This window comes from Streptomyces sp. NPDC016459 (assembly GCF_040632845.1).
In the GTDB taxonomy this organism is placed as follows: domain Bacteria; phylum Actinomycetota; class Actinomycetes; order Streptomycetales; family Streptomycetaceae; genus Streptomyces.
The window spans coordinates 332,425-358,762 of record NZ_JBEYCR010000005.1; the positions used below are offsets into that span (position 1 = coordinate 332,425).

The 26,338-nt window shown below is 69.7% G+C and carries 19 protein-coding genes; 13 read left to right on the forward strand and 6 right to left on the reverse strand.

Going from position 1 to position 26,338, the window contains the following annotated elements:
* Nucleotides 1-17 precede the first annotated feature (17 nt).
* The 3 genes from ABZ567_RS16105 to ABZ567_RS16115 form a co-directional block, all read right to left on the reverse strand.
* Nucleotides 18-1,547 (reverse strand): UDP-N-acetylglucosamine 1-carboxyvinyltransferase, encoded by a 1,530-nt coding sequence (locus ABZ567_RS16105; protein ID WP_360789506.1) that lies wholly within the window; start codon nt 1,545-1,547, stop codon nt 18-20.
* A 51-nt stretch (nt 1,548-1,598) separates the two neighbouring features.
* Nucleotides 1,599-1,955, reverse strand: a complete 357-nt coding sequence (locus ABZ567_RS16110) for a VOC family protein (protein ID WP_360789509.1) — start codon at nt 1,953-1,955, stop codon at nt 1,599-1,601.
* An 80-nt stretch (nt 1,956-2,035) separates the two neighbouring features.
* On the reverse strand, nt 2,036-3,076 hold the full coding sequence (locus ABZ567_RS16115; protein WP_360789872.1) for a saccharopine dehydrogenase NADP-binding domain-containing protein: 1,041 nt from the start codon (nt 3,074-3,076) through the stop codon (nt 2,036-2,038).
* A 124-nt stretch (nt 3,077-3,200) separates the two neighbouring features.
* Here ABZ567_RS16115 and ABZ567_RS16120 point away from each other — a divergent pair, with 124 nt between their 5' ends.
* The 3 genes from ABZ567_RS16120 (at nt 3,201) to acnA (ending at nt 7,936) form a co-directional block, all read left to right on the forward strand.
* Nucleotides 3,201-4,181, forward strand: coding sequence for a helix-turn-helix domain-containing protein (locus tag ABZ567_RS16120; RefSeq protein ID WP_360789512.1), 981 nt, complete (start codon nt 3,201-3,203; stop codon nt 4,179-4,181).
* Nucleotides 4,182-4,295: 114 nt separating this feature from the next.
* The gene (locus tag ABZ567_RS16125) at nt 4,296-4,823 is read left to right on the forward strand and encodes an SMI1/KNR4 family protein (protein WP_360789515.1); all 528 of its coding nucleotides are present in this window, start codon (nt 4,296-4,298) and stop codon (nt 4,821-4,823) included.
* 395 nt (nt 4,824-5,218) lie between these two features.
* Nucleotides 5,219-7,936 (forward strand): aconitate hydratase AcnA, encoded by a 2,718-nt coding sequence (gene acnA / locus ABZ567_RS16130; RefSeq protein ID WP_360789518.1) that lies wholly within the window; start codon nt 5,219-5,221, stop codon nt 7,934-7,936.
* An 85-nt stretch (nt 7,937-8,021) separates the two neighbouring features.
* Here acnA and ABZ567_RS16135 read toward each other — a convergent pair whose 3' ends face one another.
* Complete coding sequence (locus ABZ567_RS16135; RefSeq protein WP_360789521.1) at nt 8,022-8,957, reverse strand: VCBS repeat-containing protein; 936 nt, start codon at nt 8,955-8,957, stop codon at nt 8,022-8,024.
* Nucleotides 8,958-9,485: 528 nt separating this feature from the next.
* Between ABZ567_RS16135 and ngcE the strand changes: the two genes are divergently transcribed.
* The 10 genes from ngcE (at nt 9,486) to ABZ567_RS16185 (ending at nt 22,898) form a co-directional block, all read left to right on the forward strand.
* A complete protein-coding gene (gene ngcE / locus ABZ567_RS16140; RefSeq protein ID WP_360789523.1) occupies nt 9,486-10,931 on the forward strand; it encodes an N-acetylglucosamine/diacetylchitobiose ABC transporter substrate-binding protein in 1,446 nt (481 codons plus the stop codon).
* A gap of 101 nt (nt 10,932-11,032) precedes the next feature.
* Nucleotides 11,033-11,962 carry a sugar ABC transporter permease gene (locus ABZ567_RS16145; RefSeq protein WP_360789526.1) on the forward strand — a complete coding sequence of 310 codons (930 nt, stop codon included), beginning with the start codon at nt 11,033-11,035 and terminating at the stop codon, nt 11,960-11,962.
* Entirely contained in the window at nt 11,962-12,900 is a 939-nt protein-coding gene (locus ABZ567_RS16150) for a carbohydrate ABC transporter permease (protein WP_360789528.1), read from the forward strand. Before ABZ567_RS16145 ends, ABZ567_RS16150 begins: the two co-directional genes overlap by 1 nt.
* A 182-nt stretch (nt 12,901-13,082) precedes the next feature.
* Nucleotides 13,083-14,294 carry an ROK family transcriptional regulator gene (locus tag ABZ567_RS16155; RefSeq protein WP_360789531.1) on the forward strand — a complete coding sequence of 404 codons (1,212 nt, stop codon included), beginning with the start codon at nt 13,083-13,085 and terminating at the stop codon, nt 14,292-14,294.
* Between the two features lie 123 nt (nt 14,295-14,417).
* On the forward strand, nt 14,418-15,482 hold the full coding sequence (locus tag ABZ567_RS16160; protein WP_360789534.1) for a substrate-binding domain-containing protein: 1,065 nt from the start codon (nt 14,418-14,420) through the stop codon (nt 15,480-15,482).
* A 316-nt stretch (nt 15,483-15,798) separates the two neighbouring features.
* A complete protein-coding gene (locus tag ABZ567_RS16165; RefSeq protein ID WP_360789537.1) occupies nt 15,799-16,578 on the forward strand; it encodes an ATP-binding cassette domain-containing protein in 780 nt (259 codons plus the stop codon).
* A gap of 86 nt (nt 16,579-16,664) precedes the next feature.
* Nucleotides 16,665-17,909 carry a sugar ABC transporter permease gene (locus tag ABZ567_RS16170; protein ID WP_360789875.1) on the forward strand — a complete coding sequence of 415 codons (1,245 nt, stop codon included), beginning with the start codon at nt 16,665-16,667 and terminating at the stop codon, nt 17,907-17,909.
* Nucleotides 17,910-18,164: 255 nt separating this feature from the next.
* A complete protein-coding gene (gene dxs / locus ABZ567_RS16175; RefSeq protein WP_360789540.1) occupies nt 18,165-20,084 on the forward strand; it encodes a 1-deoxy-D-xylulose-5-phosphate synthase in 1,920 nt (639 codons plus the stop codon).
* A 152-nt stretch (nt 20,085-20,236) separates the two neighbouring features.
* A complete protein-coding gene (locus ABZ567_RS16180) occupies nt 20,237-21,715 on the forward strand; it encodes an amino acid permease (protein ID WP_360789878.1) in 1,479 nt (492 codons plus the stop codon).
* Between the two features lie 100 nt (nt 21,716-21,815).
* Complete coding sequence (locus ABZ567_RS16185; RefSeq protein ID WP_360789543.1) at nt 21,816-22,898, forward strand: hypothetical protein; 1,083 nt, start codon at nt 21,816-21,818, stop codon at nt 22,896-22,898.
* A 77-nt stretch (nt 22,899-22,975) separates the two neighbouring features.
* On the opposite strand, the gene ABZ567_RS16190 is transcribed toward ABZ567_RS16185, so the two are convergent.
* Together ABZ567_RS16190 and ABZ567_RS16195 are read right to left on the reverse strand one after the other, a co-directional pair.
* Nucleotides 22,976-25,114 carry a 3-hydroxyacyl-CoA dehydrogenase NAD-binding domain-containing protein gene (locus ABZ567_RS16190; protein ID WP_360789546.1) on the reverse strand — a complete coding sequence of 713 codons (2,139 nt, stop codon included), beginning with the start codon at nt 25,112-25,114 and terminating at the stop codon, nt 22,976-22,978.
* Nucleotides 25,111-26,325: an acetyl-CoA C-acyltransferase gene (locus ABZ567_RS16195; protein ID WP_360789549.1), complete on the reverse strand. Its 1,215-nt coding sequence runs from the start codon at nt 26,323-26,325 to the stop codon at nt 25,111-25,113. Before ABZ567_RS16195 ends, ABZ567_RS16190 begins: the two co-directional genes overlap by 4 nt.
* Nucleotides 26,326-26,338: the final 13 nt, after the last annotated feature.

The following is a 26,338-nucleotide window of genomic DNA, read 5'->3' on the forward strand; positions in this document are numbered from 1 at the left end:
GGCTGTCCCCGCGTTGTCTAGATGTCCCGGAAGATCTCGATCTGTGCGCCGATCGAGTTCAGTCGCTCCGCCAGGTCCTCGTAACCCCGGTTGATGACGTACACGTTCCGCAGGACCGACGTGCCCTCCGCCGCCATCATTGCGAGCAGGACGACCACCGCGGGGCGCAGGGCCGGGGGGCACATCATTTCGGCGGCGCGCCAGCGGGTGGGGCCCTCCACCAGGACGCGGTGGGGGTCGAGGAGCTGGAGGCGGCCGCCGAGGCGGTTGAGGTCCGTGAGGTAGATCGCGCGGTTGTCGTAGACCCAGTCGTGGATCAGCGTCTTGCCCTGGGCCGTCGCCGCGATCGCCGCGAAGAACGGGACGTTGTCGATGTTCAGGCCCGGGAACGGCATCGGGTGGATCTTGTCGATCGGCGCTTCGAGTTTCGAGGGGCGGACCGTCAGGTCGACCAGGCGCGTGCGGCCGTTGTCCGCCGCGTACTCGGCCGAGCGGTCGTGGTCGAGGCCCATCTCCTCCAGGACCGCGAGCTCGATCTCCATGAACTCGATGGGGACCCTGCGGATCGTCAGCTCCGACTCGGTGACGACCGCGGCGGCGAGCAGGCTCATCGCCTCGACCGGGTCCTCGGAGGGGGAGTAGTCGACGTCCACGTCGATCTGGGGCACGCCGTGCACGGTCAGGGTGGTCGTGCCGATGCCGTCGACCCGTACACCGAGCGCCTCCAGGAAGAAGCACAGGTCCTGGACCATGTAGTTGGAGGAGGCGTTGCGGATGACGGTCACGCCGTCGTGCCGTGCGGCGGCGAGCAGCGCGTTCTCGGTGACGGTGTCCCCGCGCTCGGTCAGCACGATCGGGCGGCCGGGGGAGACCGAGCGCTCGACCTGGGCGTGGTAGATGCCCTCGGTGGCCGTGACGTCGAGACCGAAGCGGCGCAGCGCGATCATGTGCGGCTCGATGGTGCGCGTACCGAGGTCGCAGCCTCCGGCGTACGGCAGCTTGAAGCGGTCCATGCGGTGCAGCAGCGGGCCGAGGAACATGATGATCGAGCGGGTGCGGATCGCGGCCTCGGCGTCGATCGAGTCCATGTCCAGCTCGGCCGGCGGCACGATCTCCAGGTCGACACCGTCGTTGATCCACCGGGTGCGGACCCCGATGGAGTTGAGCACCTCCAGGAGCCGGAAGACCTCCTCGATGCGCGCGACCCGGCGCAGGACCGTGCGGCCCTTGTTGAGGAGGGAGGCGCACAGCAGCGCGACACAGGCGTTCTTGCTGGTCTTGACGTCGATGGAGCCGGAGAGCCTGCGGCGGCCGACGACCCTGAGGTGCATCGGTCCCGCGTACCCCAGGGACACGATCTCGCTGTCGAGGGCTTCGCCGATCCGGGCGATCATCTCAAGGCTGATGTTCTGGTTGCCGCGCTCGATCCGGTTGACGGCGCTCTGGCTCGTGGCCAGCGCCTCGGCGAGCTGCGTCTGCGTCCAGCCGCGGTGCTGCCGGGCGTCACGGATGAGCTTGCCGATGCGTACGAGGTAGTCGTCTGCCATGGCGTCACGTTATCTCAGATATGAGATGACGCCGATCATTGGGGTGGGCCGTCAGGGTGACAGGCCGTGCGCGGTGGGGTGGCGCGGCTCGTACAGGGGGAGTTCGGTGCCGCTCGGCAGCCGGACGGCGGCGAGCATGCCCCAGCCCTGGTCGGTGATGGCGCGTGAGATCTCGGCGCCCCGGTCCTCCAGGGCCGTCAGGGTCCCCGTGAGGTCCTCGCACATGAGGTACACCTCGTGCTTCGGCTCCTCCGACGTGGGATGCACCGCGATCTCGGACGGCGGCAGCTTGAAGATAAGCCAGCCGCCCCCGGCGTCGACGTGCTCGAAGCCGAACACGTCCTTGAGGAAGGCGCGGTCGGCCTCCGCGTCCCGGGTGTACAGAATCACATGCGCGCCGCTGAACATGCTCCGATCCTGGGCCTCGGGTGCGGCGGCGGCAATCGTTCGGCGTCCGTACGAGGGCCGGGCCCTCCCTCCCCCGCCCGCTACGGCAGTTCCACCGAGACGTGGGCGGAGAGGGCGCGCAGGAAGTCGGCCGCGTCGAAAGCGGCCCCTGCCGAAGCGACCCCCACCGTCCTCGTCCGCCCCGACAGCACCCGGTCGACCGCCTCCACGGCGAGCGGCGCGCTGACGGCGTAGATGTCCTGGCCGCGTGCCACGGCGCGCCGCTCCTCGTCGCCGGAGCGCACGACCACGTCCACCAGGAAGGTCTGCGCGGACCGGCCGCGCTCGTCGACCGCCGTCGGCGCCGGGGTGTCGGAGGAGGCCAGATCCTTCGCCGCCCCGGCGGTCATGTAGGTGCGGACCTCGGGGACGTCCAGGTGGCTGGGGACGGTGACGACGTCGGCCATCGTGAAGTCACCGATCACGGAGCTGACCCCCAGCGGCTCGGAGAAGGCCCACTTCTGGACGGTGGAGGCCGCCTCGTCGCGGTACTCGAGCCGCCCCCGCGTGAACCGGACGTGCCGGCCCTCCCTGCGCTCCCGGGAGACCGCCCCCGCCGTACGGGTACCGGCCGTCGGGTGCCAACTGCTCAGCCCGTACGCGACGTGCACCTCGTCGGCCGACGACCAGTCGCCCATCGCCGCCGTGACCAGCAGGTCGCCGAGGCCGCCGAAGAAGGCCATCGCGGGGACCACGACGGTGCCGGCGGCGCGGGCGGGCTCCGCGAAGCGGGCGAAGGTGTCGACGTTGGCCTCGATCTCGGCCGCCACGTCCACGTACGGGATCCGGGCGCGCAGCGCCGCCTCGATCACCAGGGCGGCGGTCGACGCGAAGGGGCCGGCGCAGTTGATCACGGCGGCGACGCCGGCGAACGCGCGGTCCAGCGAGGCCGGGTCGTCGACCGTGGCCGGCCGGACATCGAGGCCGGCCGGCTCCGGGCGGGACGCCGCGAACTCCGCCAGCTTGCCTGCGTCGCGCCCGGACAGGACGGGGACGAACCCCCGGTCCAGCAGCTCCGCCACCACGAAACGCCCGGTGTGCCCGTAGGCACCGAACACCGCGACCGTCCGCCCCGAACCCATGACTTCCTTCATCGCCCTCTGCCCCCCGTTCCTTGTTCTCTGTCCTCTTCCGATACGAGGAGCCTGTCAGGGGCTGTCGGCCGCGACGAGTGTCCGGAACGACATGGCCCGTACAATTACGGACATGGAAACCGTCGCGCTCGCCGTCACCGACGGCATGCTGCACTTCGAACTCTCCGTGGCGCACGAGGTGTTCGACGACCCGGCGTACGATCTCGTCGTCTGCGGACCGGGCCCGGTGCGGTTCGGGAGGTTCCGGCTCGAACCGGACGCCGGGCTCGACCGGCTCCCGGGTGCCGACACGGTGATCGTCCCCGGCTGGGCCGACGTCGACGTGGCCCCGCCCGCCGAACTCGTCGACGCGGTGCGCGCGGCCCACGAGGCGGGCGCGCGGGTGGCCTCGCTGTGCACGGGCGCGTTCGTCCTGGCCGCCGCGGGACTGCTCGACGGCCGCCGCGCGACCACACACTGGGCGCACACCGACGTCCTGGCCGCCCGCCACCCCCGGGTCGAGGTCGACCCGGACGTCCTCTACGTCGACAACGGCACCGTGCTCACCTCCGCCGGCAAGGCCGCCGCGATGGACCTCTGCCTGCACCTGGTCCGCCTCGACCACGGTTCGGCGTACGCCAACACGATCGCCCGCCGTCTGGTCGTGCCCCCGCACCGGTCCGGAGGTCAGGCCCAGTTCGTCACCGCGCCGGTGCCCGCGCAGGAGGACCACCCGCTCACCGAGCTGTTCCCGTGGGCGATCGAGCGGCTCGACCAGCCGCTCAGCGTCGAGGACCTGGCCCGCCGCGCGAACATGAGCTCACGCCACCTCGGCCGCCACTTCAGGACGGTGACCGGCGCCACCCCGCTCCAATGGCTGCTGACCCAGCGCATCCGGCGCGCCCAGGAGCTCCTCGAATCCAGCGGCGACAGCGTCGACGCCATCGCGGCGGCCACCGGCATGGGCACGGCCACGACCCTGCGCCGCCACTTCAACCGCACCCTCGGCGTCCCCCCGGACGCCTACCGCCGCACCTTCCGCCGGTCCACGGCGACCACCGAGGAGCCGGGAACCCACCGCCCCACCGATGACCGTCCACGCCGGGTGACGTGAAGGCCCGGTGACCGCCGCCGGCCGTCGGGGTGACGTCCGGGCCCGGGGGTGCCCCGGGTGACCCGCCCACGCCCGGTGCCCGCCCACCCCCCATCCGATCGCTAACCTGTTCGCATGACGCCGACCGACGACCGTCGTTTCCCCCCGGGGCTCGCCGCCGCCATGGCGGTCCGCTTCGAGCACGAGGAGGGCTCCGGCGTCGACCTCGAGCCCTTCGAAGCCTTCCTGTCCGCCGAGGAGACCACGGACTGGTTCCGGGCCTGGACGGGCAACGGCGAGCTGACCGGCGACGACTTCCGCGTCTTCGGCCAGGACGGCACCGGCGGGTACGCGGCCTTCTGGATGGTCCGCCCTGGCCGCCCGGTCGTCGAGCAGCCCGTCGTCTTCCTCGGCTCCGAGGGCGAGACCGGCGTCGTCGCGCGCGACCTGGGCTCCTTCCTGTGGCTGCTCGCGGCCGGCTACGGCCCGTGGGAGGCGGCCACCTCGTACGAGCCCGACTGGGCCCCGCACCCCCACCCCGAGCTGACGGCGATCGCGGAGCGCTTCGCCCCGGCCCACCGCGCACCGGCGTCCCGCGTACGGGAGGAGGCGGCGACCGAGTTCCCCGCCTTCGACGACCACGTCATGGACCTCTGCCCCTGACCGGCCTCCCGGGATCTGTTCCTGACCGGCTCCCCTGGAGCCGGCCCGGGGGCTCGTTAGCCTCCGGGAAGATTCGCGTCGCCTACCCCGAGGGAAAGTTTCGCGCGGCCGGCTTCACCGGGGGCGTACGCCTGCCGACCCGCGCCGCCCCGATCCCCCCGGGGCGTCATGGCGGCGATCACAGGCATGCCGGGCATGACCGACTGGCGGGGATGCACTAGAGTTATCTCGACATCGAGATAACTGCTTACGGCGCACCGCGGCCGCCCACCCGGTAAGGGTTACCTAACTAAGTCTTACCTTAGCGGATCGGCGGGGAGTCGGGCGGCACCACGCGGCGGCAGCCGCATATTGTCGCTGCGCGGTAATCGCGCACACTGATGAAGGAGACTGTCGTGTCGGCGAACAGCTTCGACGCCCGCAGCACGCTGCGCGTGGGTGACGAGTCGTACGAGATCTTCAAGCTGGACAAGGTCGAGGGCTCCGCGCGCCTCCCTTACAGCCTGAAGGTCCTCCTGGAGAACCTGCTCCGCACCGAGGACGGCGCGAACATCACCGCCGACCACATCCGGGCCCTCGGCGGCTGGGACTCGCAGGCCCAGCCGAGCCAGGAGATCCAGTTCACGCCGGCCCGCGTGATCATGCAGGACTTCACCGGCGTTCCCTGTGTCGTCGACCTCGCCACCATGCGCGAGGCCGTCAAGGAGCTCGGCGGCGACCCGGCGAAGGTCAACCCGCTCTCCCCGGCCGAGCTGGTCATCGACCACTCGGTCATCGCCGACAAGTTCGGCACGAAGGAGGCCTTCGGCCAGAACGTCGAGCTGGAGTACGGCCGCAACAAGGAGCGCTACCAGTTCCTGCGCTGGGGCCAGACCGCCTTCGACGACTTCAAGGTCGTCCCCCCGGGCACCGGCATCGTCCACCAGGTGAACATCGAGCACCTGGCCCGTACGGTCATGGTCCGAAACGGCCAGGCGTACCCCGACACCCTCGTCGGCACCGACTCCCACACCACCATGGTCAACGGCCTCGGTGTGCTCGGCTGGGGCGTCGGCGGCATCGAGGCCGAGGCCGCGATGCTCGGCCAGCCGGTCTCCATGCTCATCCCGCGCGTCGTCGGCTTCAAGCTGACCGGCGAGCTCCCGGCCGGCACCACCGCCACCGACCTGGTCCTCACGATCACCGAGATGCTGCGCAAGCACGGCGTCGTCGGCAAGTTCGTCGAGTTCTACGGTGAGGGCGTCGCCGCGACCTCCCTCGCGAACCGCGCCACCATCGGCAACATGTCGCCGGAGTTCGGCTCCACCGCCGCGATCTTCCCGATCGACGGCGAGACCCTGAAGTACCTCAAGCTCACCGGCCGCTCCGAGCAGCAGGTCGCGCTCGTCGAGGCGTACGCCAAGGAGCAGGGCCTCTGGCTCGACCCGGCCGCCGAGCCCGACTTCTCCGAGAAGCTGGAGCTCGACCTCTCCACGGTCGTCCCCTCCATCGCCGGCCCGAAGCGCCCGCAGGACCGCATCGTCCTCGCGAACGCCGCCCAGCAGTTCGCCCAGGACGTCCGCAACTACGTGGACGACGTGGACGAGCAGGGCAAGGAGTCGTTCCCGGCCTCCGACGCCCCGGCGAACCACCCGAACGGCGCCCCGTCGAAGCCGGTCACCGTGACCGCCCCCGACGGCTCGACGTACGAGATCGACCACGGTGCGGTGACGGTCGCGGCCATCACCTCCTGCACCAACACCTCGAACCCGTACGTCATGGTCGCCGCCGCGCTCGTCGCGAAGAAGGCCGTGGAGAAGGGCCTGACCCGCAAGCCGTGGGTCAAGACCACCCTCGCCCCGGGCTCGAAGGTCGTCACCGACTACTTCGACAAGGCGGGTCTCACCCCGTACCTCGACAAGGTCGGCTTCAACCTCGTCGGCTACGGCTGCACCACCTGCATCGGCAACTCCGGCCCGCTGCCGGAGGAGGTCTCCAAGGCCGTCAACGACCACGACCTCGCGGTCACCTCGGTCCTCTCCGGCAACCGGAACTTCGAGGGCCGTATCAACCCCGACGTCAAGATGAACTACCTGGCCTCCCCGCCGCTGGTCGTCGCGTACGCCCTCGCGGGGTCCATGAAGGTGGACATCACCAAGGACGCCCTCGGCGTCGACCAGGACGGCAAGCCCGTCTACCTGGCCGACATCTGGCCGACGGAGGCCGAGGTCAACGACGTCGTCGCCAACGCCATCGGCGAGGACATGTTCAACAAGTCCTACCAGGACGTCTTCGCGGGTGACGCCCAGTGGCAGGCGCTGCCGATCCCGACCGGCAACACCTTCGAGTGGGACACCGAGTCCACCTACGTCCGCAAGCCCCCGTACTTCGAGGGCATGACGATGGAGACCACCCCGGTCACCGACATCGTCGGCGCCCGCGTCCTTGCCAAGCTGGGCGACTCGGTCACCACCGACCACATCTCCCCGGCCGGTGCCATCAAGGCCGACACCCCGGCCGGCAAGTACCTCACCGAGCACGGTGTGGAGCGTCGTGACTTCAACTCCTACGGCTCGCGCCGTGGCAACCACGAGGTCATGATCCGCGGCACCTTCGCCAACATCCGCCTGCGCAACCAGATCGCGCCGGGCACCGAGGGCGGCTACACCCGCGACTTCACCCAGCCGGACGGCCCGGTGTCGTTCATCTACGACGCCTCCCGCAACTACATCGAGCAGGGCACCCCGCTCGCGATCCTGGCGGGCAAGGAGTACGGCTCCGGCTCGTCCCGCGACTGGGCCGCCAAGGGCACCGCGCTGCTCGGCGTCAAGGCCGTCGTCGCCGAGTCGTACGAGCGCATCCACCGTTCGAACCTCATCGGCATGGGCGTCCTGCCGCTCCAGTTCCCCGAGGGCCAGACCGCCGCGACCCTGGGCCTGACCGGCGAGGAGACCTTCTCCTTCACCGGCGTCGAGGAGCTCAACAACGGCACGACCCCGCGGACGGTCAAGGTCAGCACCGACACCGGTGTCGAGTTCGACGCGGTCGTCCGCATCGACACCCCCGGCGAGGCGGACTACTACCGCAACGGCGGCATCATGCAGTACGTGCTCCGCAACCTGATCCGCGGCTGACACCCCCGGACCGGCTGAACGGCAAGGGCCCCGCTCCTCGGAAGAGGAGCGGGGCCCTTTCGTTGATCGCAGGCGATCGGAAGGATCAGAACATCAGACGGTAGGTGTTCCACCCACTGGTGCCGATCACGACGCGCTGCGCGAACGGCGCGGCCGCGTTGCCGGTACCCGAGTGACGGTAGAGCCGACCGGCGGTGTCCCGCGCGATCAGGTCGCTGCGCCCGTCCCAGTCGAGGTCGCCCACGCCCACGATGGCGTTGTAGGCGCCCCAGCCGCCACCGATCTTGGTGCGACCGGTGAACGGGGCCTTGTAGTCGCCCGTGCCCTTGTGCAGCCACAGGATGCCGGAACCGTCGCGGGCGACGATGTCGGCCTTGCCGTCACCGCTCAGGTCGCCGACACCGGCGATCTGGTTGTAGGCGCCCCAGCCACCGCCGACCTTGACGCGCGGAGCGACCTTGCCGTTGCCGTAGCCGAGGTACAGCCACAGGACCCCGGACGCGTCGCGGGCGACGATGTCCGTAGCCGCGCCGCCACCGAGCTGGCCCGGCGAGACGATCTTGTTGTATATGTTCCAGCCGCTACCGACGTTCGTGAACGACGAGTCGGTCGACTCGCCCGAGCCGTAGGCCATCGTGCCGGAGGTGTACCAGATCCAGGTGTCGTCGGCGATGCCGTCACCGTCGTTGTCCGCCTGCTGCGCGTTCTTGACACTGCCCCAGGTGTCGGTGGCCCATTCGCGGGCCTCGTAGCCACCGGAGCCGTTCGGCGCGTACCAGTAGAGGGTCGAGCCCGAGACGCCGCCGAGGAAGCGCAGCTCCGCGTCGGCCGCGGCCGCGGTGGTGCTCGCGGCGGAGGCGGCCGGAGCCGTGATGGCCGGCTTGGCGGCGACGGCGGAGCCGGGCTCCGGCGCGTCCGCCGCGACCGCGGCGGTCGTGGTGCCCACGAGGGCGGCCGTGATCGCGGCCACGGTGACACGGGACAGGACGCCCGTGCGGTTCAGGCCAGAAGAGTTGGCCACGTATTACTCCAGATGCGAGAGGTGAAAGGCAGGTTCCGCCGTTCGTCGCTGCGTGAGGACGGAGACGGTGGACCTCTATGATCCCGGATCGCCCTTACAGAACCTTCACCGGGCAGGGGGTCTGTGACACAACTGTTTCGATCCCGTTCTCATGTCCCCCTTGTCCGCGTCTGTCCGCGAGCCGCCCTCCGTGGCCCGACGGAACGGCCGCAGTACGGTGAGGCCTGATGTCGTGTCAAGGGTGCCGACGAACGGATGGTTGGACGAAACGCCGCAGATCCGCCGTGCTTATCCCCGAGGTCTCAACTCGGGAAAGATGGCTGCCGAAACCTGGTTTCGATCTTGCTCGGACGAAGGGAAGTGGACTATACCTGTCGGCGTCCAGCCAGTCGTATCCATCACACGACGGCCCGACGCCTGCACGACCCGGCTGCAAATGACCGCGGTGGCGGGGCCCTTCGCCTGTGGCGAGCGCGTACGGGCGACCGGTACACCGCCTGAGTCCTGAATGAAGGCGAGGACTTGAGCATGGGATCCACCTCCGCACACACCGATGAGGGCCTTGGCCGTCGCGATCTGATCAAGCGTTCTGCCGCTATCGGTCTGATCTCCGTACCGACGATGGGCTTCCTCTCCGCCTGTGCCAGCAGCGACAGCGGCGGCAACGGAAAGGTCGAGAAGGGCACGAAGTCCGAAAAGAACCCGCTCGCGGTGAACGAGTCGGCACCGCTCGATTTCGTCCTCTTCGACGGCGGATTCGGACAGCAGTACGCCAAGGACGCGGTCAAGGTCTACGAGACCAATTACCCCAAGGCGAAGGTCAAGTTCACCCCCACCCAGAAGATCACCACCACGCTCCAGCCGCGCTTCAACGGCGGCAACCCGCCGGACCTCATCGACAACTCCGGCGCCGAGCAGATGGACATGGGTGTCCTCGTCGGCCAGAAGCAGCTCGCGGACCTCACCCCGCTCCTGGACGCGCCCTCCATCGACGACCCGAGCAAGAAGGTCCGCGACACCCTGCGGCCCGGCATCGTCGAGATGGGCCAGTTCGACGGCGACCCGGTGTGGATCATGTACTACGCGTACACGATCTACGGCGTCTGGTACTCCCAGAAGCTCCTCGACTCGCTCGACGCGAAGTACCCGGAGACCTGGGACGAGATGCTGGCCGTCTGTGAGAAGGCCAAGAAGAAGGGCATCGCCGGCTGGACGTACGCGGGCAAGCACCCGTACTACGTCCCCTTCTCGCTCTACCCGATGATCGGCAAGGTCGGCGGCCGCGAGGTCCTGGACGCGATCGACAACCTGGAGCCGAAGGCCTGGGAGCACCCGGCGGTCAAGGCCTGCTTCGAGGCGTACTACGAGCTCGTCCGGAAGGGCTACATCCTCAAGGGCACGCCCGGTCTCGACCACATCCAGTCGCAGACCGCCTGGACCGAGGGCAAGGCGCTGTTCATCCCGAACGGCTCCTGGGTCGAGAACGAGGCCGCGAAGACCATGCCGGCCGACTTCGGCCTTGCCGTCTCCGCGCCGACCGGCATCGACGCCTCGGACAAGATGCCGTTCGGCACCATCTGGGCCTCCGGTGGTGAGCCCTTCATCGTCCCGGCGAAGGCGGCGAACCCCGAGGGCGGCATGGAGCAGCTGCGCATCATGCTCAGCGAGGCGTCGTCCAAGAACTTCACCCAGTCCGTGAAGTCCCTCACCGCGTTCAACGGCGGCACCGACGGCATCGAGCTGACCCCGGGCCTCAAGTCGGGCGTCGCGGCGCTGGAGAAGGCCGGTCAGAACGTCGTCAACCCGCGCCTCCAGGACTGGTACGTCGCCCTCCAGAAGGAGAAGATCGGTGTCGCGGCCATCGGCGAGATGATGGCGGGCCGCGCGACCCCGGCCGAGACGATCAAGAAGATCCAGAAGTACGCCGACGAAGCGGCCAAGGACTCCTCGATCAAGCACTACAAGCACCAGTGAGCTGTGCCGGGGCCCCTTCCCGCCGACCGGGAGCGGGCCCCGGGCCCTTCGCGCGCGGCACCAGCGGCGCGCCTCCGCGGGAAGATCGGGGTCGGTAGGAAATGCAACACGGCAAGCACCGTTTCATCGTGGGGTTCCTGGCGGCCCCCCTCGCGCTCTACGCGCTGTTCGTCATCTGGCCCTTCATCCAGTCCATCTACTACTCCTTCACGGACTGGACGGGACTGAGTCCCGAATTCGGGATGGTCGGGGTCGACAACTACAGCCGGATGCTGGACGACGAGATCTTCTGGAAATCGCTCCAGCACAGCCTGACCTTCGCGGTGGTGCTCCCGATCGTGACGGTCGGACTCGCGCTGTTCTTCGCCTTCATGCTCAATGTCGGCGGTCGGCGCCGTAGGGGCGCGGCCATCGCGGGTGTGCGCGGCTCGTCCTTCTACAAGATCGTCTATTTCTTCCCGCAGGTGCTGTCGATCGCGATCGTGGCGCTGCTCTTCCAGTTCGCGTACAACCCGAACAGCGGAGCCATCAATTCCGTTCTGAAGGGCGTCGGTCTCGACAACGTCCAGCCGGACTGGCTGGGAGACCCGGACCTCGCCCTCATCTGTGTGATGGTGGTCCTCGTCTGGTCCACGGTCGGATTCTTCGTCGTCCTCTTCTCGGCCGGCATGGCGTCCATTCCTCGGGACTTCTACGAGGCGGCCCTCCTCGACGGCGCGAACCGCTTCACCACGTTCTTCAAGATCACCCTGCCGCTGCTCTGGGACACCGTGCAGTCGGGCTGGATCTACATGGGCATCCTCGCGCTCGGCGCGGAGTCCTTCGCCGTCGTCCAGATCATGACCGTCGGCCCCAGCGGCGGCGGACCGGACTACTCGACCATCGTCCTTCCGTTGTACGTGTACCAGAAGGCGTTCCGGGACGGTCAGGCCGCCTACGCCACGACCATCGGTGTCGCGCTCCTCCTCGTCACGCTGGCCTTCGCGGCCGTCGTGATGAAGGTGGGCCGGCGCGAGCGGCTGGAGTTCTGATGAAGACGACCGACACTGCCCCCACCGGCGTCGAGAGCCCCGGCTCCCCGGGCGGACCGGGACCCGTGGTCACCAAGACGGTCACGCCCCCGCCCCGGAGGACCGCCAAGGCCGAGGGCGCGGCCCTCAACGTCTTCTCGCACGGCGTACTGATCATCTGGGCGATCATGGTGGTCACGCCGCTGCTCTGGGCGGTGATGACCTCCTTCAAGACCGACCGGGCGATCTTCACGTCCCCGTGGGCGCTCCCGGACCGGCTGCACTTCGAGAACTGGTCGCGGGCCTGGACCGAAGCCCATATGAGCGACTACTTCCTGAACACGCTCCTGGTGGTCGGCGGCTCGCTCCTCGGAACCCTGTTCCTCGGCTCGATGGCGGCCTACGTCCTGGCCCGCTTCGACTTCCCGGGCAACCGCTTCATCTACTTCCTCTTCATCGGAGGGATGAGCTTCCCGATCATCCTGGCGCTCGTGCCGCTGTTCTACGTGATGCAGAACATGGCCCTCCTGAACACGCTGCACGGCCTGATCCTCGTGTACATCGCGTACTCGCTGCCGTTCACCGTCTTCTTCCTGACCGCCTTCTTCCGCACCCTGCCGTCCTCGGTCGCGGAGGCGGCCTTCGTCGACGGCGCCTCGCACACCCGGACCTTCTTCCAGGTGATGCTGCCGATGGCCAAGCCCGGCCTCATCAGCGTCGGCATCTTCAACTTCCTCGGCCAGTGGAACCAGTACCTGCTGCCGACCGTGCTCAACACCGAGCCGGAGCGGAAGGTGCTCTCGCAGGGACTCGTCCAGCTCGCCGTCAGCCAGGGCTACAAGGGCGACTGGTCCGGGCTCTTCGCAGGCCTCGTCATGGCGATGCTCCCGGTCCTCGCCGCGTACATCATCTTCCAGCGGCAGGTGGTGGCCGGTCTGACGGCCGGCGCCGTGAAGTGATCCCGTAACCCCCCTTCCCGTACCCGCGGAGCCCCCGGCGAACCCCGTGCCGGGGGCTCCGCGCGTACCGCCGACACCGTGTGACTCGGACCGTCCGCCTCTCAAGGTCTTGACGGGGACCAAGGCGAAAGCGTCCCCTTAGAGTTCACATGTTGGAGAAAACGGTGGGAGTGAGTGAGTCGATGGAGACTCCGGGGTCGCAGACGTCTCTGCACAGGGCCAATCTCGAACGGGTCGTCCGGGCGGTGCGGATGGCCGGATCGCTGACCCAGGCGGAGATCGCCCGGGCGACGGGCCTGTCCGCCGCGACGGTCTCCAACATCGTCCGGGAGCTGAAGGACGGCGGCACCGTCGACGTCACACCGACCTCCGCGGGCGGCCGCCGCGCCCGCAGCGTCTCGCTCTCCGGCGACGCCGGCATCGTGATCGGCGTCGACTTCGGCCACACCCACCTCCGGGTCGCGGTCGGCAACCTCGCCCATCAGGTGCTCGCGGAGGAGGCCGAGCCGCTCGACGTGGACGCCTCCGCCGCCGAGGGCTTCGACCGGGCGGAACAGCTGGTCAAGCGGCTGATCCTGGCCACCGGGATCGGCCCGGACAAGGTGATCGGCGTCGGACTCGGCGTGCCGGGCCCGATCGACGTCTCCTCCGGAACCCTCGGGTCGACCTCGATCCTGCCGGGCTGGAGCGGGATCAACCCCGCGGAGGAACTGTCCGGCCGCCTGGGCGTCCCCGTGCACGTCGACAACGACGCCAACCTCGGCGCCCTCGGTGAGCTGGTCTGGGGCAGCGGGCGGGGCGTCAAGGACCTGGCGTACATCAAGGTGGCCAGCGGTGTCGGCGCCGGCCTGGTCATCGACGGGCGGGTCTACCGGGGGCCGGGCGGCACCGCGGGTGAGATCGGGCACATCACGCTCGACGAGTCGGGTCCGGTCTGCCGCTGCGGCAACCGCGGCTGCCTGGAGACCTTCACCGCCGCCCGGTACGTCCTGCCGCTGCTCCAGCCCGGCCACGGCCCCGACCTCACCATGGAACGGGTCGTCCAGCTGGCCCGGGAGGGCGACCCGGGCTGCCGGCGGGTGATCGCCGACGTGGGGCGGCACATCGGCAGCGGCATCGCCAACCTCTGCAACCTTCTCAATCCCAGCAGGGTGGTGCTCGGCGGCGACCTCGCCGAGGCCGGCGAGCTGGTCCTTGCGCCCATCAGGGACTCCGTCTCCCGGTACGCGATCCCCAGCGCCGCCCGGCAGCTCTCGCTGACCCAGGGGGCCCTCGGCGGCCGCGCGGAGGTGCTCGGCGCGCTCGCGCTCGTCCTGAGCGAAATGGGCGATTCAACCCTGTTGGAGAGTGCCCTCCCGACGGCCGCGCCGGCCTCCCGGCTTGCCTTCACTTAGATAACGAACACCACCGTTGTCATCTCGTTAAGAATTTACTTCTTGACGGCAACGTTGCGGCCGAGTTGACTTCGTGCCACCTCGGCCGCAACGTCGCGGCCTCGTCAGGGAGGCAAAACCCACATGAACGCAGTGACGCGTCGTGCCGCCATAGCCACGGCCGCGCTCTCGATGGCCCTCACGCTCGCCGCCTGCGGCCAGGCCGGCGGCGACGACAGCGCGGACAAGGGCAGCTCGACCAAGATCGGCCTGCTCCTTCCGGAGAACAAGACCGCTCGCTACGAGGCCCTCGACAAGCCCCAGTTCGAGAAGGCCGTCAAGGCCGCCTGCGGTGACTGCGAGGTCGTCTACAACAACGCGGTCTCCGACGTCGTCAAGCAGAAGCAGCAGTTCGACCAGCTGATCGCCGACGGCGTCAAGGTCATCGCGCTCGGCTCGGTCGACGCCACCAAGGCCGAGGGCTGGGTCACCGAGGCCAAGGCCAAGGGCGTCAAGGTCATCGCGTACGACCGTGCCGTCAAGGGCGCCGACGCCTACGTCAGCCACGACAACAACAAGGTCGGCGAGCTCCAGGGCCAGGCGCTCCTCGCCGCCCTCGGCGGCAAGGCCGCCACCGCCAACGTCGTGATGATCAACGGCGACGAGAAGGACCCGAACGCCGGGCTGTTCAAGAAGGGCGCCCACGCCGCCCTCGACGGCAAGGTCGGCAAGATCGCCTACGAGGCCTCCGGCGAGTGGGACCCGAAGGTCGCGGGCGAGAAGATGTCCGCCGCGATCTCCTCGCTCGGCAAGGACAAGATCACCGCGGTCTACTCCGCCAACGACGGCATGGCCGGCGGCATCATCACCTCCCTCGAGAACGCCGGCATCAAGAACATCCCGGTCGGTGGCCAGGACGCCGAGGTCGCGGGCATCCAGCGGATCATCGCCGGCACGCAGACCTTCACCATCTACAAGTCGCCGCTCCAGCTGGCCCCCGAGGCCGCCAAGTTCGCGGTCAACCTGCTCCAGGGCAAGGAGCTCGGCGCCCAGGGCGCGACCGACGGCGTGCCGTCCACGCTCTTCCCGCCGGTCGTGGTCGACAAGACCAACATCCAGACCACGGTCGTCAAGGACGGCATCTACAAGGCCGCCGACCTCTGCACCGCGGACCTCGCCGCCAAGTGCACCGAGCTGGGCGTCAAGTAAGCCCTCGCCCCACCCGCCGGGCCCCCCGAGGGCCCGGCACCACGGATCCCGCCGCCGGCCGCGTACGGCCCACCGGCCGCCCCTCGGACGGGGTGGCCGGCACGGGGCCGCCGCCACGGCCCGCGTACAGAGGGTGAACACTCCCTCCGGTCGGCGTGCGGTACTGGGATCCGTCCTCCCGCCCGTCCGGCCCCCGGCCGACCCAGACCCCGCTGTCGGCCCGGGGGCCGGACGAGCTCACCCCCCTCTCGAACTTTGGCGCTGCACCGGCGGCGCGACATGCCGCCGCCCGCGGGCGGCGAAGGAGTTGGTTCACGTGTCCCAGACGCCCGTGCTGGCGTTGCGCGGGATCTTCAAGCGGTTCGGAGCGGTTCAGGTCCTCTCCGGTGTCGATCTCGAAGTCCACGCAGGAGAAGTCGTCGCGCTCGTCGGCGACAACGGAGCGGGAAAGTCCACGCTGGTCAAGACGATCGCCGGCGTGCACCCGATCGACGAGGGCGTCATCGAGTGGGAGGGCGAGCAGGTCGAGATCCAGCGGCCGCAGGACTCCCAGAACCTCGGTGTCGCGACCGTCTACCAGGACCTCGCGCTCTGCGACAACCTCGATGTCGTCGCCAACCTGTTCCTCGGCCGCGAGATCAAGAAGGGCAGCGTCCTCGACGAGGTCGTCATGGAGAAGCGGGCCAAGGACCTGCTCTCCACGCTCTCCATCCGCATCCCCAGCGTCCGCATCCCCGTCGCCGCCCTCTCCGGCGGCCAGCGGCAGGTCGTCGCCATCGCGCGCGCCCTCGTCGGCAACCCCAAGATCGTGATCCTGGACGAGCCGACCGCCGCCCTCGGCGTCGAGCAGACCGCCCAGGTCCTCGACCTGGTCGAGCGCCTGCGCGAGCAGGGCCTCGGCGTCATCCTCATCAGCCACAACATGGCCGATGTGAAGGCCGTCGCCGACACCGTCGCGGTGCTGCGCCTGGGCCGCAACAACGGCACCTTCCCGGTGGCCACCACCACACACGAAGAGATCATCGCCGCGATCACCGGTGCCACGGACAACGCCGTGACCCGCCGCCAGGCCCGCAACGCGGAGGTAGCGAAGTGAGCAACACCCCTCCCGCCGCGAGCGAGGAAGCAGCGGTCCCCGAACCCCGCACCCCGGACGCGCAGGCCCCCGGCGAGCAGACCCCGGTGACCGAGACCCCGGCCGCCGCCGCGGTCCCCGCCGTCGACCCCCGCCTCCTCGTGCGCGAGCAGGGCTTCAAGGGCTACGTCGACGAGTTCAAGCGCAAGATCCGCTCCGGTGAGATCGGCTCGCTGCCCGTCGTGGTCGGCCTCGTCGTCATCGGCATCGTCTTCCAGGCCCTCACCGGCAACTTCATCACCTCGTACAACCTCGACCAGATCACGCTGTACGCGGTCGGCCCCGGCATCATGGCCGTCGGCATCGTGTTCGTGCTGCTGCTCGGCGAGATCGACCTCGCCGTCGGCTCCGTCGCGGGCCTGGCCGGCGCGGTATGGGGCGTCCTCGGCACCGACATGCCGGACGGCCTCGCCATCCTCCTCGGCATCCTCTCCGGCACCCTGCTCGGCGCCTTCCACGGCCTGGTCTTCGCCAAGATCGGCGTGCCCGCCTTCGTCGTCACCCTCGCCGGCTTCCTCGGCTGGGCCGGTCTCCAGACCTGGGTCATGGGCGAGCGGTCCACCATCCCGACCCCGATCGGCAGCTTCGTCGGCGACCTCACCAAGTACTACTTCTCCGACGTCGCCGCCGCCTACGGCCTCGCCGTGGCCGTCGTCGCCGCCTTCTACCTCGCCCAGCTGCGCGACGCCCGCCGTCGCAAGGCCGCCGAGCTGCCGTACCGCCCGCAGAGCGAGATGATCCTGCGCACCGCCGTCCTCGCGGTCCTGGTCCTCGTCGCCGCCTACGGCTTCAACCAGGAGCAGGGCCTCCCGCTGTCGCTGGTGATCTTCCTGGTGATCCTGCTCGTCACCGACTTCGTGCTGCGCCGCACCACCTACGGCCGTCAGGTCTTCGCCGTCGGCGGCGGCATCGAGGCCGCCCGCCGCGCCGGCATCAACGTGGCGTGGATCCGGATCTCGGTGTTCATGATCTCCGGCACGATGGGTGCGATCGGCGGACTGTTCCTCGCCTCCGCGACCGGTGGCGCCGACCGCTCCCTCGGCGGCGGCAACCAGCTGATGATGTGCATCGCCGCCGCGGTCATCGGCGGTACGTCCCTGTTCGGCGGACGCGGCAAGGTCTGGTCGGCGCTCCTCGGCATCCTGGTCATCCAGTCGATCGTCCAGGGCCTCAACCAGATGAACCTGTCCTCGAACGCGATCCAGTACATGATCACCGGCGCGGTCCTGCTCATCGCCGTGATCATCGACTCGGTCTCCCGCAAGACGCAGAAGACGGCGGGACGCGCCTAGGGACCCCGTCCCGCGCGCGTGACGGACCCCGTCCCGCGCGCGTAACGCTCGCCACACCGCCCGGCGCCGCGAAACCGGCGCCGGGCACTGCTGCGTCCGGAGCAGTGCACCGCCCGGCACGGGGCCGTACAGATCAGCGGCGTGTAGGCCGTGAGGGTGACGCCTCATCCACCGGCCCGATGCCCACGATCCAAGACGGAACATTAGACTCGACAAATCGGCAAGCTCGACCAGCTCAAACGCAAGGAGGCACGGGTGGCATTGCTGACCCGTATCAGGGGACCGCGAGATCTGGACCGGCTCTCCCCGGAACAGCTGGACCAGCTGGCCGACGAGATCAGGACGTTCCTCGTGGACGCCGTCTCCAAGACCGGCGGGCACCTCGGGCCCAACCTCGGCGTGGTCGAGCTGACCATCGCCCTGCACCGCGTGTTCGACTCCCCGAAGGACAAGGTCCTCTGGGACACCGGCCACCAGAGCTATGTCCACAAGCTGCTCACCGGCCGCCAGGACTTCTCGAAGCTCAAGATGAAGGGCGGCCTCTCCGGCTACCCCTCGCAGGCCGAGTCCGAGCACGACGTCATCGAGAACTCGCACGCCTCCACGGTCCTCGGCTGGGCCGACGGCCTCGCCAAGGCCAACGAGGTCCTGAAGAAGGACGACCACGTCGTCGCCGTCATCGGCGACGGGGCCCTCACCGGCGGCATGGCCTGGGAGGCGCTCAACAACATCGCCGCCGCCAAGGACCGCCCGCTCGTCATCGTCGTCAACGACAACGAGCGCTCCTACGCGCCGACCATCGGCGGCCTCGCCAACCACCTGGCGACCCTGCGCACCACCGACGGCTACGAGCGCTTCCTCGCCCGCGGCAAGGACATCCTGGAGCGCACCCCCGTCGTCGGGAGGCCGCTCTACGAGACCCTGCACGGCGCGAAGAAGGGCCTCAAGGACTTCATCGCCCCCCAGGGCATGTTCGAGGACCTCGGCCTCAAGTACGTCGGCCCGATCGACGGCCACGACATGGAGGCCCTGGAGTCCGCCCTGACGCGCGCCAAGCGCTTCGGCGGCCCCGTGATCGTCCACTGCCTCACCGAGAAGGGCCGCGGCTACCAGCCGGCCCTCCAGGACGAGGCCGACCGCTTCCACGCCGTCGGCAAGATCCACCCCGACACGGGGCTGCCCATCTCCTCCTCCGGCGCCGACTGGACCGGAGTCTTCGCCGAGGAGATGGTCGCGCTCGGCAAGGAGCGCGAGGACATCGTCGCGATCACCGCGGCCATGCTCCAGCCCGTCGGTCTCGACAAGTTCGCCAAGGCCTTCCCCGAGCGGGTCTTCGACGTCGGCATCGCCGAGCAGCACGCCGCGGTCTCCGCGGCCGGCCTCGCCACCGGCGGACTGCACCCCGTCTTCGCGGTGTACGCGACCTTCCTCAACCGCGCCTTCGACCAGGTCCTGATGGACGTGGCCCTGCACAGGTGCGGTGTCACCTTCGTCCTGGACCGGGCCGGCGTCACCGGCACCGACGGCGCCTCCCACAACGGCATGTGGGACATGTCGATCCTCCAGGTCGTCCCCGGCCTGCGGCTCGCCGCCCCGCGCGACGCCGACCAGGTCCGCGCCCAGCTGCGCGAGGCCGTCGAGGTGACCGACGCCCCGACCGTGGTCCGCTTCTCCAAGGGCGCGGTCGGCCCGGCCGTCCCCGCCCTGCGCAGGGTCGGCGGCATGGACGTGCTCCGGGAGCCCGGCACCGACAGGCCGGACGTCCTCCTGGTCTCCGTCGGCGCGCTCGCCCCGATGTGCCTGGAGATCGCGAACCTCCTCGACAACCAGGGCATCACCACCACCGTCGTCGACCCCCGTTGGGTCAAGCCGGTCGACGAGGCCCTCGCCCCGATGGCCGAGCGTCACCGGGTCGTCGTCACGGTCGAGGACAACAGCCGTGTCGGCGGTGTCGGCTCGGCCGTCGCGCAGGCGCTGCGCGACGCCGGGGTGGACGTACCGCTGCGTGACTTCGGGATCCCGCCGCGCTTCCTCGACCACGCCTCGCGCGCCGAGGTGATGGCCGAGATCGGGCTGACCGCCCCGGACATCGCCCGTCAGGTCACCGGTCTGGTCTCACGGCTCGACGGCCGGTTCGAGAGCAGCGCGCAGGCCGTGGAGCCCGCCCGCGACTGACGGATCCCGTCACCCGACGTCACCCTTGGGCCGGTCGGCTCACTCTTCGGAGTGCCGACCGGCCCATTGCCGTGCATTCTGACCCCAGGGCGGACAGCCGGCAGGGAGGTACGAAGGTGAGTACGGACCAGCAGCCACGGGCGAACTCCGGAATGTTCCGGACCAAGTCGGTCGAACAGTCGATCCGGGACACGGAGGAACCGGAGCACGCGCTACGGAAATCACTCTCCGCGTGGGATCTGACGGTGTTCGGCGTCGGTGTCATCATCGGCACCGGCATCTTCGTCCTGACCGGAAAGGTCGCCAAGGAGAACGCGGGCCCGGCCACCGCCCTCGCGTTCGTCGCGGCGGGCATCGTCTGTGCCCTCGCCGCCCTCTGCTACGCCGAGTTCGCCTCGACGGTGCCGGTGGCCGGATCGGCGTACACCTTCGCGTACGCCTCGATCGGCGAGTTGCCGGCCTGGATCATCGGCTGGGACCTTGTCCTGGAGTTCGCGCTCGGTACGGCGGTGGTCGCCGTCGGCTGGTCGGGGTACGTCCGTTCGCTCATGGACAACATCGGCTGGAACCTACCGGCCTGGCTGGAGGGCCCGGACGCCGCGGGCGGCACCTTCGACATCCTGGCCTTCATCCTCGTCCTGGTCCTGACCGTGGTCCTCGTCCTCGGCATGAAGCTCTCCGCGCGGATCACCGCCGTCGTCGTGGCGATCAAGGTGACCGTGGTCATGATCGTGATCATCGCGGGCCTGTTCTTCATCGTCGGTGACAACTACAAGCCCTTCATCCCGCCGGCGATCACCCCCGAGGGCGGCGGCTCCAACTGGGACTCGCCGCTCGTCCAGCTGCTCTTCGGGTACGAGCCGACCAACTTCGGCGTCATGGGCATCTTCACCGCCGCCTCGGTCGTCTTCTTCGCCTTCATCGGCTTCGACGTGGTGGCCACCGCCGCCGAGGAGACCAAGCTGCCGCAGCGGGACATGCCCCGGGGCATCCTGGGCTCGCTCCTCATCTGCACGGTCCTGTACGTGGCCGTGGCCCTGGTCGTCACCGGCATGCAGCACTACACGGAGCTGTCCGTGAGCGCCCCGCTCGCCGACGCCTTCAAGGCCGCCGGGCATCCCTTCTACGCGGGCGTCATCAGCTTCGGCGCCGCCGTCGGCCTCACCACGGTCTGTCTGATCCTGCTCCTCGGCCAGACCCGCGTGTTCTTCGCGATGAGCCGTGACGGCCTGCTGCCGCGCTTCTTCTCCGTCACGCACCCCAAGTACAAGACCCCGTACCGGCCGACGATCCTGCTCGGTGTGATCATCGCGATCGTCGCCGGCTTCACCAGCATCAACGAGCTGGCGACCCTGGTGAACATCGGCACCCTCTTCGCCTTCGTCCTCGTCGCGTTCGGCGTCATCGTGCTCCGCCGCACCCGCCCGGACCTGCCCCGCGCCTTCCGCACCCCCTGGGTGCCCGCGCTGCCGATCCTCTCCATCGCCGCCTCGCTCTGGCTGATGCTCAACCTGCCCGGCGAGACCTGGTTCCGCTTCGCCGTCTGGATGGCGATCGGCATCGTCGTGTACTACCTGTACGGACGCGGTCACAGCCGGCTCGGTCGGGAGGGCCCGAACGCCCGGTACTGAGGCGAGTGGTGCGGTGGCCGCGGAAGGGGCCGTTCGGCAGGACGACTACAGTCGGTTCGTACCCGAACTCCTCACGACGACCGGAGTGCTGGATCCCCCCATGGCGAATCGATCCCAGGTCCCCGCTGCCCGCTCTCACACCTCGACCACCGCCCCTGTACTCCAGGGACCTTGGCTGACCAGAGGGGAGGAGGGCCGGTTCAGCGCCTACCTGCCCCGGGACGGAGAGGTGGTGCGCTGGACCGAGGGGCCCGACGGAGCCTGGAGCGGGCCGGTGTCGCTCGGCGGCGGCGGGCTGACCCCCCTCCTCGCCGTCGGCCAGGGCGCCGACCGCTACGTCCACCTCGTCGGACTGCGCCCCACCGGCGGCGACGAAGGACACGTCGAGGTGGTCCACACGGTCCAGTTCCAGACGGGCCGCCCCGCCCTGGAATGGCGCGCGATCGGGCACTCCAACGTCAAGGGGCCGTGGACCGGCAACCCCGCCGTCGCCGTGGACGCCCAGGGCCGCGCGTACGTCTTCATGCGCAACGGCGGCGGCGGCCTGAGCGTGCGGGCGCAGAAGGACGCCGGCGGCTGGCACCCCTGGTGGGACCTGCACGGCTCCCGGACCGACCCCTCGCCGGTCGCCGTCACCAACGGCTCGGGCCTCGTCGAGCTGTACAGCGCGCACGCCGAAGGCCTCGCCCGGTACGTCCAGCGCGAGCCCGGCGCCAAGCCGATCCGCGAGGAGGTCGTGCCGGCCTCGGTCACCATGGGCACCCTGGCGGCGACGACCGGCCCGTCCGGGCACGTCACCCTCTACTACCTCGACGAGGACGGCCGGGTCTGCGCCTGGTCGCCGGAGCGCTCGCTGGAGCCCACGCCCCTCGGTGAGGCGGTCGGCACCGGCCGGATCGCCGTCACCCGCTGTCTCATCGACGGCTTCGACTGCACGGTCCTGGCCCAGCAGTCCGCCGACGGCCGACTCGCCCTCGCCGCCTACCCGAGCGAGCAGGAGGCCGAGGGCATCCGCTGGTCGGAGACCGGGGAGGCGCAGGGCGACCTCGCCCCCGTCCTCACCCGGGGGCTCGACGGGCGTCTCGTCGTGATGGCCCACGTCGGTGGGACCTCGCTGCTCACCACCCGTCAGAAGGCGGCGGCGGACGGTCTCCTGCTCGAAGGCTGGCGCTCCCTGGCGTGACCACGGCCCCTGACGGCACGGGAACGGCCCCGGCACCTGGAGAAGGTGCCGGGGCCGTTCCCGTGTACGGGGAGGCGTTACGCGGGGACGCTCGCCACGCCCTGCGCGAGGAACCGCTTGCCGTTGACGCGCTCGGAGACGCCCTCACGGTCCAGGTACGGCGTGATGCCGCCCAGGTGGAAGGGCCAGCCCGCGCCCGTGATGAGGCAGAGGTCGATGTCCTGGGCCTCGGCGACGACACCCTCCTCCAGCATCAGGCCGATCTCCTGCGCGACCGCGTCCAGGACACGGTCGCGGACCTGCTCCTCGGTCAGGACGGAGTCGCCCTGGACGAGGAGGGCGGCGACCTCCGGGTCGAGCTCCGGCTTGAAGCCGTTCTCGGCGTTGTAGACGTAGAAGCCGCGCTTGCCGGCCTCGACCACCCGCTTGAGGTTCGGCGAGACGGTGAAGCGGTCCGGGAAGGAGCGGTTCAGGGTCTCGGAGACGTGCAGACCGATCGCCGGGCCGACGAGCTCCAGGAGCACCAGCGGCGACATCGGCAGACCGAGCGGCTCGATGGCCTTCTCGGCCGTCTCGACGGGAGTGCCCTCGTCGATGACGTTCTGGATCTCGCCCATGAAGCGGGTGAGGATGCGGTTCACGACGAACGCCGGGGCGTCCTTGGTGAGGACCGCGGTCTTCTTCAGCTTCTTCGCCACGCCGAAGGCGGTGGCGAGGGAGGCGTCGTCCGTCTTCTCGCCGCGGACGATCTCCAGGAGCGGGAGGATCGCGACCGGGTTGAAGAAGTGGAAGCCGACCACGCGCTCCGGGTGCTGGAGCTTGGAGGCCATCTCCGAGACGGACAGCGAGGAGGTGTTGGTGGCGAGGATCGCGTGCGCCGGGGCGACCGCCTCGACCTCCGCGAACACCTTCTGCTTGACGGACATCTCCTCGAACACGGCCTCGATGATGAAGTCCGCGTCCGCGAAGCCCTCGGCCTTGTCCAGGACGCCGGAGACCAGGCCCTTGAGACGGTTGGCCTTGTCCTGGTTGATCCGGCCCTTGCCGAGCAGCTTCTCGATCTCGGCGTGGACGTAGCCCACGCCCTTGTCGACGCGCTCCTGGTCGATGTCGGTCAGGACGACCGGCACCTCCAGGCGGCGCAGGAAGAGCAGGGCCAGCTGGGAGGCCATCAGACCGGCGCCGACGACACCGACCTTGGTGACCGGGCGGGCGAGGGACTTGTCCGGGGCGCCGGCGGGGCGCTTGCCGCGCTTCTGCACCAGGTTGAAGGCGTAGATGCCGGCGCGCAGCTCGCCGCCCATGATCAGGTCCGCGAGGGCCTGGTCCTCGGCGTCGAACCCCTTCTGCAGGTCGCCGTCCTTGGCGGCCTCGATGATGTCGAGGGCCCGGTAGGCGGCCGGGGCGGCGCCGTGCACCTTGGAGTCGGCGATGGCGCGGCCCTTGGCGACGGCCTGGTCCCAGCCCTCGCCGCGGTCGATCTCGGGGCGTTCGACGGTGACGGAGCCGTTCAGGACGGAGGCCGTCCAGATCAGCGACTGCTCCAGGAAGTCGGCGCCCTCGAACAGGGCGTCGGCGATGCCGAGCTCGAAGACCTGCTTGCCCTTGAGCTGGCGGTTCTGGTTCAGCGAGTTCTCGATGATGACCGAGACGGCCTTCTCCGCGCCGATCAGGTTCGGCAGGATCGCGCAGCCGCCCCAGCCGGGCACCAGACCGAGGAAGACCTCGGGCAGCGAGAAGGCGGGCAGGGCCTTCGACACGGTCCGGTAGGAGCAGTGCAGACCGACCTCGACGCCACCGCCCATGGCCGCGCCGTTGTAGTACGCGAAGGTCGGCACGGCGAGCGCGGACAGACGCTTGAAGACGTCGTGGCCGCCCTTGCCGATGGCGAGCGCCTCGTCGTGCTTCTTCAGCAGCTCGACGCCCTTGAGGTCGGCGCCGACGGCGAAGATGAACGGCTTGCCGGTGAGACCGACGCCGACGATCTCACCGTTGGCGGCCTCCGCCTCGACCTGGTCGATCGCCGTGTTCAGGTTGGCGAGGGACTGCGGGCCGAAGGTGGTCGGCTTGGTGTGGTCGAAGCCGTTGTCGAGGGTGATCAGCGCGAACCGGCCGGCACCGGCGGGCAGGTCGAAGTGGCGGACGTGGGCGCTCGTGACGACCTCGTCCGGGAAGAGCTCCGCGGCGCCCTTCAGAAGCTCGGCGGTGGTGCTCACTTGCCCTCCCAGTGGGGGTTTTCCCAGATGACCGTGGCGCCCATGCCGAAGCCGACGCACATCGTGTTGAGGCCGTAGCGGACCTGCGGGTTCTCCTCGAACTGGCGGGCCAGCTGCGTCATGAGACGGACGCCGGAGGAGGCGAGCGGGTGACCGTAGGCGATGGCGCCGCCGTACTGGTTGACGCGGGCGTCGTCGTCGGCGATGCCGTAGTGCTCCAGGAAGGCGAGGACCTGGACCGCGAAGGCCTCGTTGACCTCGAAGAGGTCGATGTCCTCGATGGAGAGACCGGCCTTGGCCAGCGCCTTCTCCGTCGCGGGGATCGGGCCGTAGCCCATGACCTCGGGCTCGACGCCGGCGAAGGCGTACGAGACGAGGCGCATCTTGACGGGGAGGTCGTTCTCCCGCGCGAAGTCCTCGGAGGCGATGATCGAGGCGGTGGCGCCGTCGTTGAGACCGGCCGCGTTGCCCGCGGTCACGTTGCCGTGGACGCGGAACGGCGTCTTCAGGCCGGCCAGCGACTCCAGGGTGGTGCCCGGACGCATCGGCTCGTCCGCGGTGACCAGTCCCCAGCCGGTCTCACCGGTGGAGGCGTCGGTGCGGCGCACCGAGATCGGCACCAGGTCCTGCTGGATCTTGCCGTCGGCGTACGCCTTGGCGGCCTTCTCCTGCGAGCGCACGGCGTACTCGTCGGCGCGCCGCTTGGTGATGCTCGGGTAGCGGTCGTGCAGGTTCTCGGCGGTCATGCCCATGAACAGGGCGGACTCGTCGACCAGCTTCTCGCTCACGAACCGAGGGTTCGGGTCGACGCCCTCGCCCATGGGGTGGCGGCCCATGTGCTCGACGCCACCGGCGATGACGGCGTCGTAGGCACCGAAGGCGATGGAGCCGGCGACGCTCGTCACGGCGGTCAGCGCACCGGCGCACATGCGGTCGATGGAGTAGCCCGGCACCGACTGCGGCAGCCCGGCGAGGATGCCCGCCGTACGGCCGAGGGTCAGGCCCTGGTCACCGATCTGCGTGGTCGCGGCGATGGCGACCTCGTCGATCCGCGCCGGGTCGAGGCCCGGGTTGCGGCGCAGCAGCTCCCGGATGGCCTTGACGACGAGGTCGTCGGCGCGGGTCTCGTGGTAGATGCCCTTCGGGCCCGCCTTGCCGAACGGGGTGCGGACGCCGTCGACGAAGACGACGTCCCTGACGGTACGAGGCACGATGGCTCTCCTC

What these genes read in the sequence shown, in the direction of transcription:
- ABZ567_RS16160 (WP_360789534.1), top strand. Translation starts at nt 14,418, where the DNA reads ATGAACGCAGTGACGCGTCGTGCCGCCATAGCCACGGCCGCGCTCTCG.
- ABZ567_RS16150 (WP_360789528.1), top strand. Translation starts at nt 11,962, where the DNA reads ATGAAGACGACCGACACTGCCCCCACCGGCGTCGAGAGCCCCGGCTCC.
- ABZ567_RS16105 (WP_360789506.1), bottom strand. Translation starts at nt 1,547, where the DNA reads ATGGCAGACGACTACCTCGTACGCATCGGCAAGCTCATCCGTGACGCC.
- ABZ567_RS16180 (WP_360789878.1), top strand. Translation starts at nt 20,237, where the DNA reads ATGTTCCGGACCAAGTCGGTCGAACAGTCGATCCGGGACACGGAGGAA.
- ABZ567_RS16120 (WP_360789512.1), top strand. Translation starts at nt 3,201, where the DNA reads ATGGAAACCGTCGCGCTCGCCGTCACCGACGGCATGCTGCACTTCGAA.
- ABZ567_RS16155 (WP_360789531.1), top strand. Translation starts at nt 13,083, where the DNA reads ATGGAGACTCCGGGGTCGCAGACGTCTCTGCACAGGGCCAATCTCGAA.
- ABZ567_RS16115 (WP_360789872.1), bottom strand. Translation starts at nt 3,076, where the DNA reads ATGGGTTCGGGGCGGACGGTCGCGGTGTTCGGTGCCTACGGGCACACC.
- ABZ567_RS16125 (WP_360789515.1), top strand. Translation starts at nt 4,296, where the DNA reads ATGACGCCGACCGACGACCGTCGTTTCCCCCCGGGGCTCGCCGCCGCC.
- ABZ567_RS16110 (WP_360789509.1), bottom strand. Translation starts at nt 1,955, where the DNA reads ATGTTCAGCGGCGCGCATGTGATTCTGTACACCCGGGACGCGGAGGCC.
- ABZ567_RS16185 (WP_360789543.1), top strand. Translation starts at nt 21,816, where the DNA reads ATGGCGAATCGATCCCAGGTCCCCGCTGCCCGCTCTCACACCTCGACC.
- ABZ567_RS16145 (WP_360789526.1), top strand. Translation starts at nt 11,033, where the DNA reads ATGCAACACGGCAAGCACCGTTTCATCGTGGGGTTCCTGGCGGCCCCC.
- ngcE (WP_360789523.1), top strand. Translation starts at nt 9,486, where the DNA reads ATGGGATCCACCTCCGCACACACCGATGAGGGCCTTGGCCGTCGCGAT.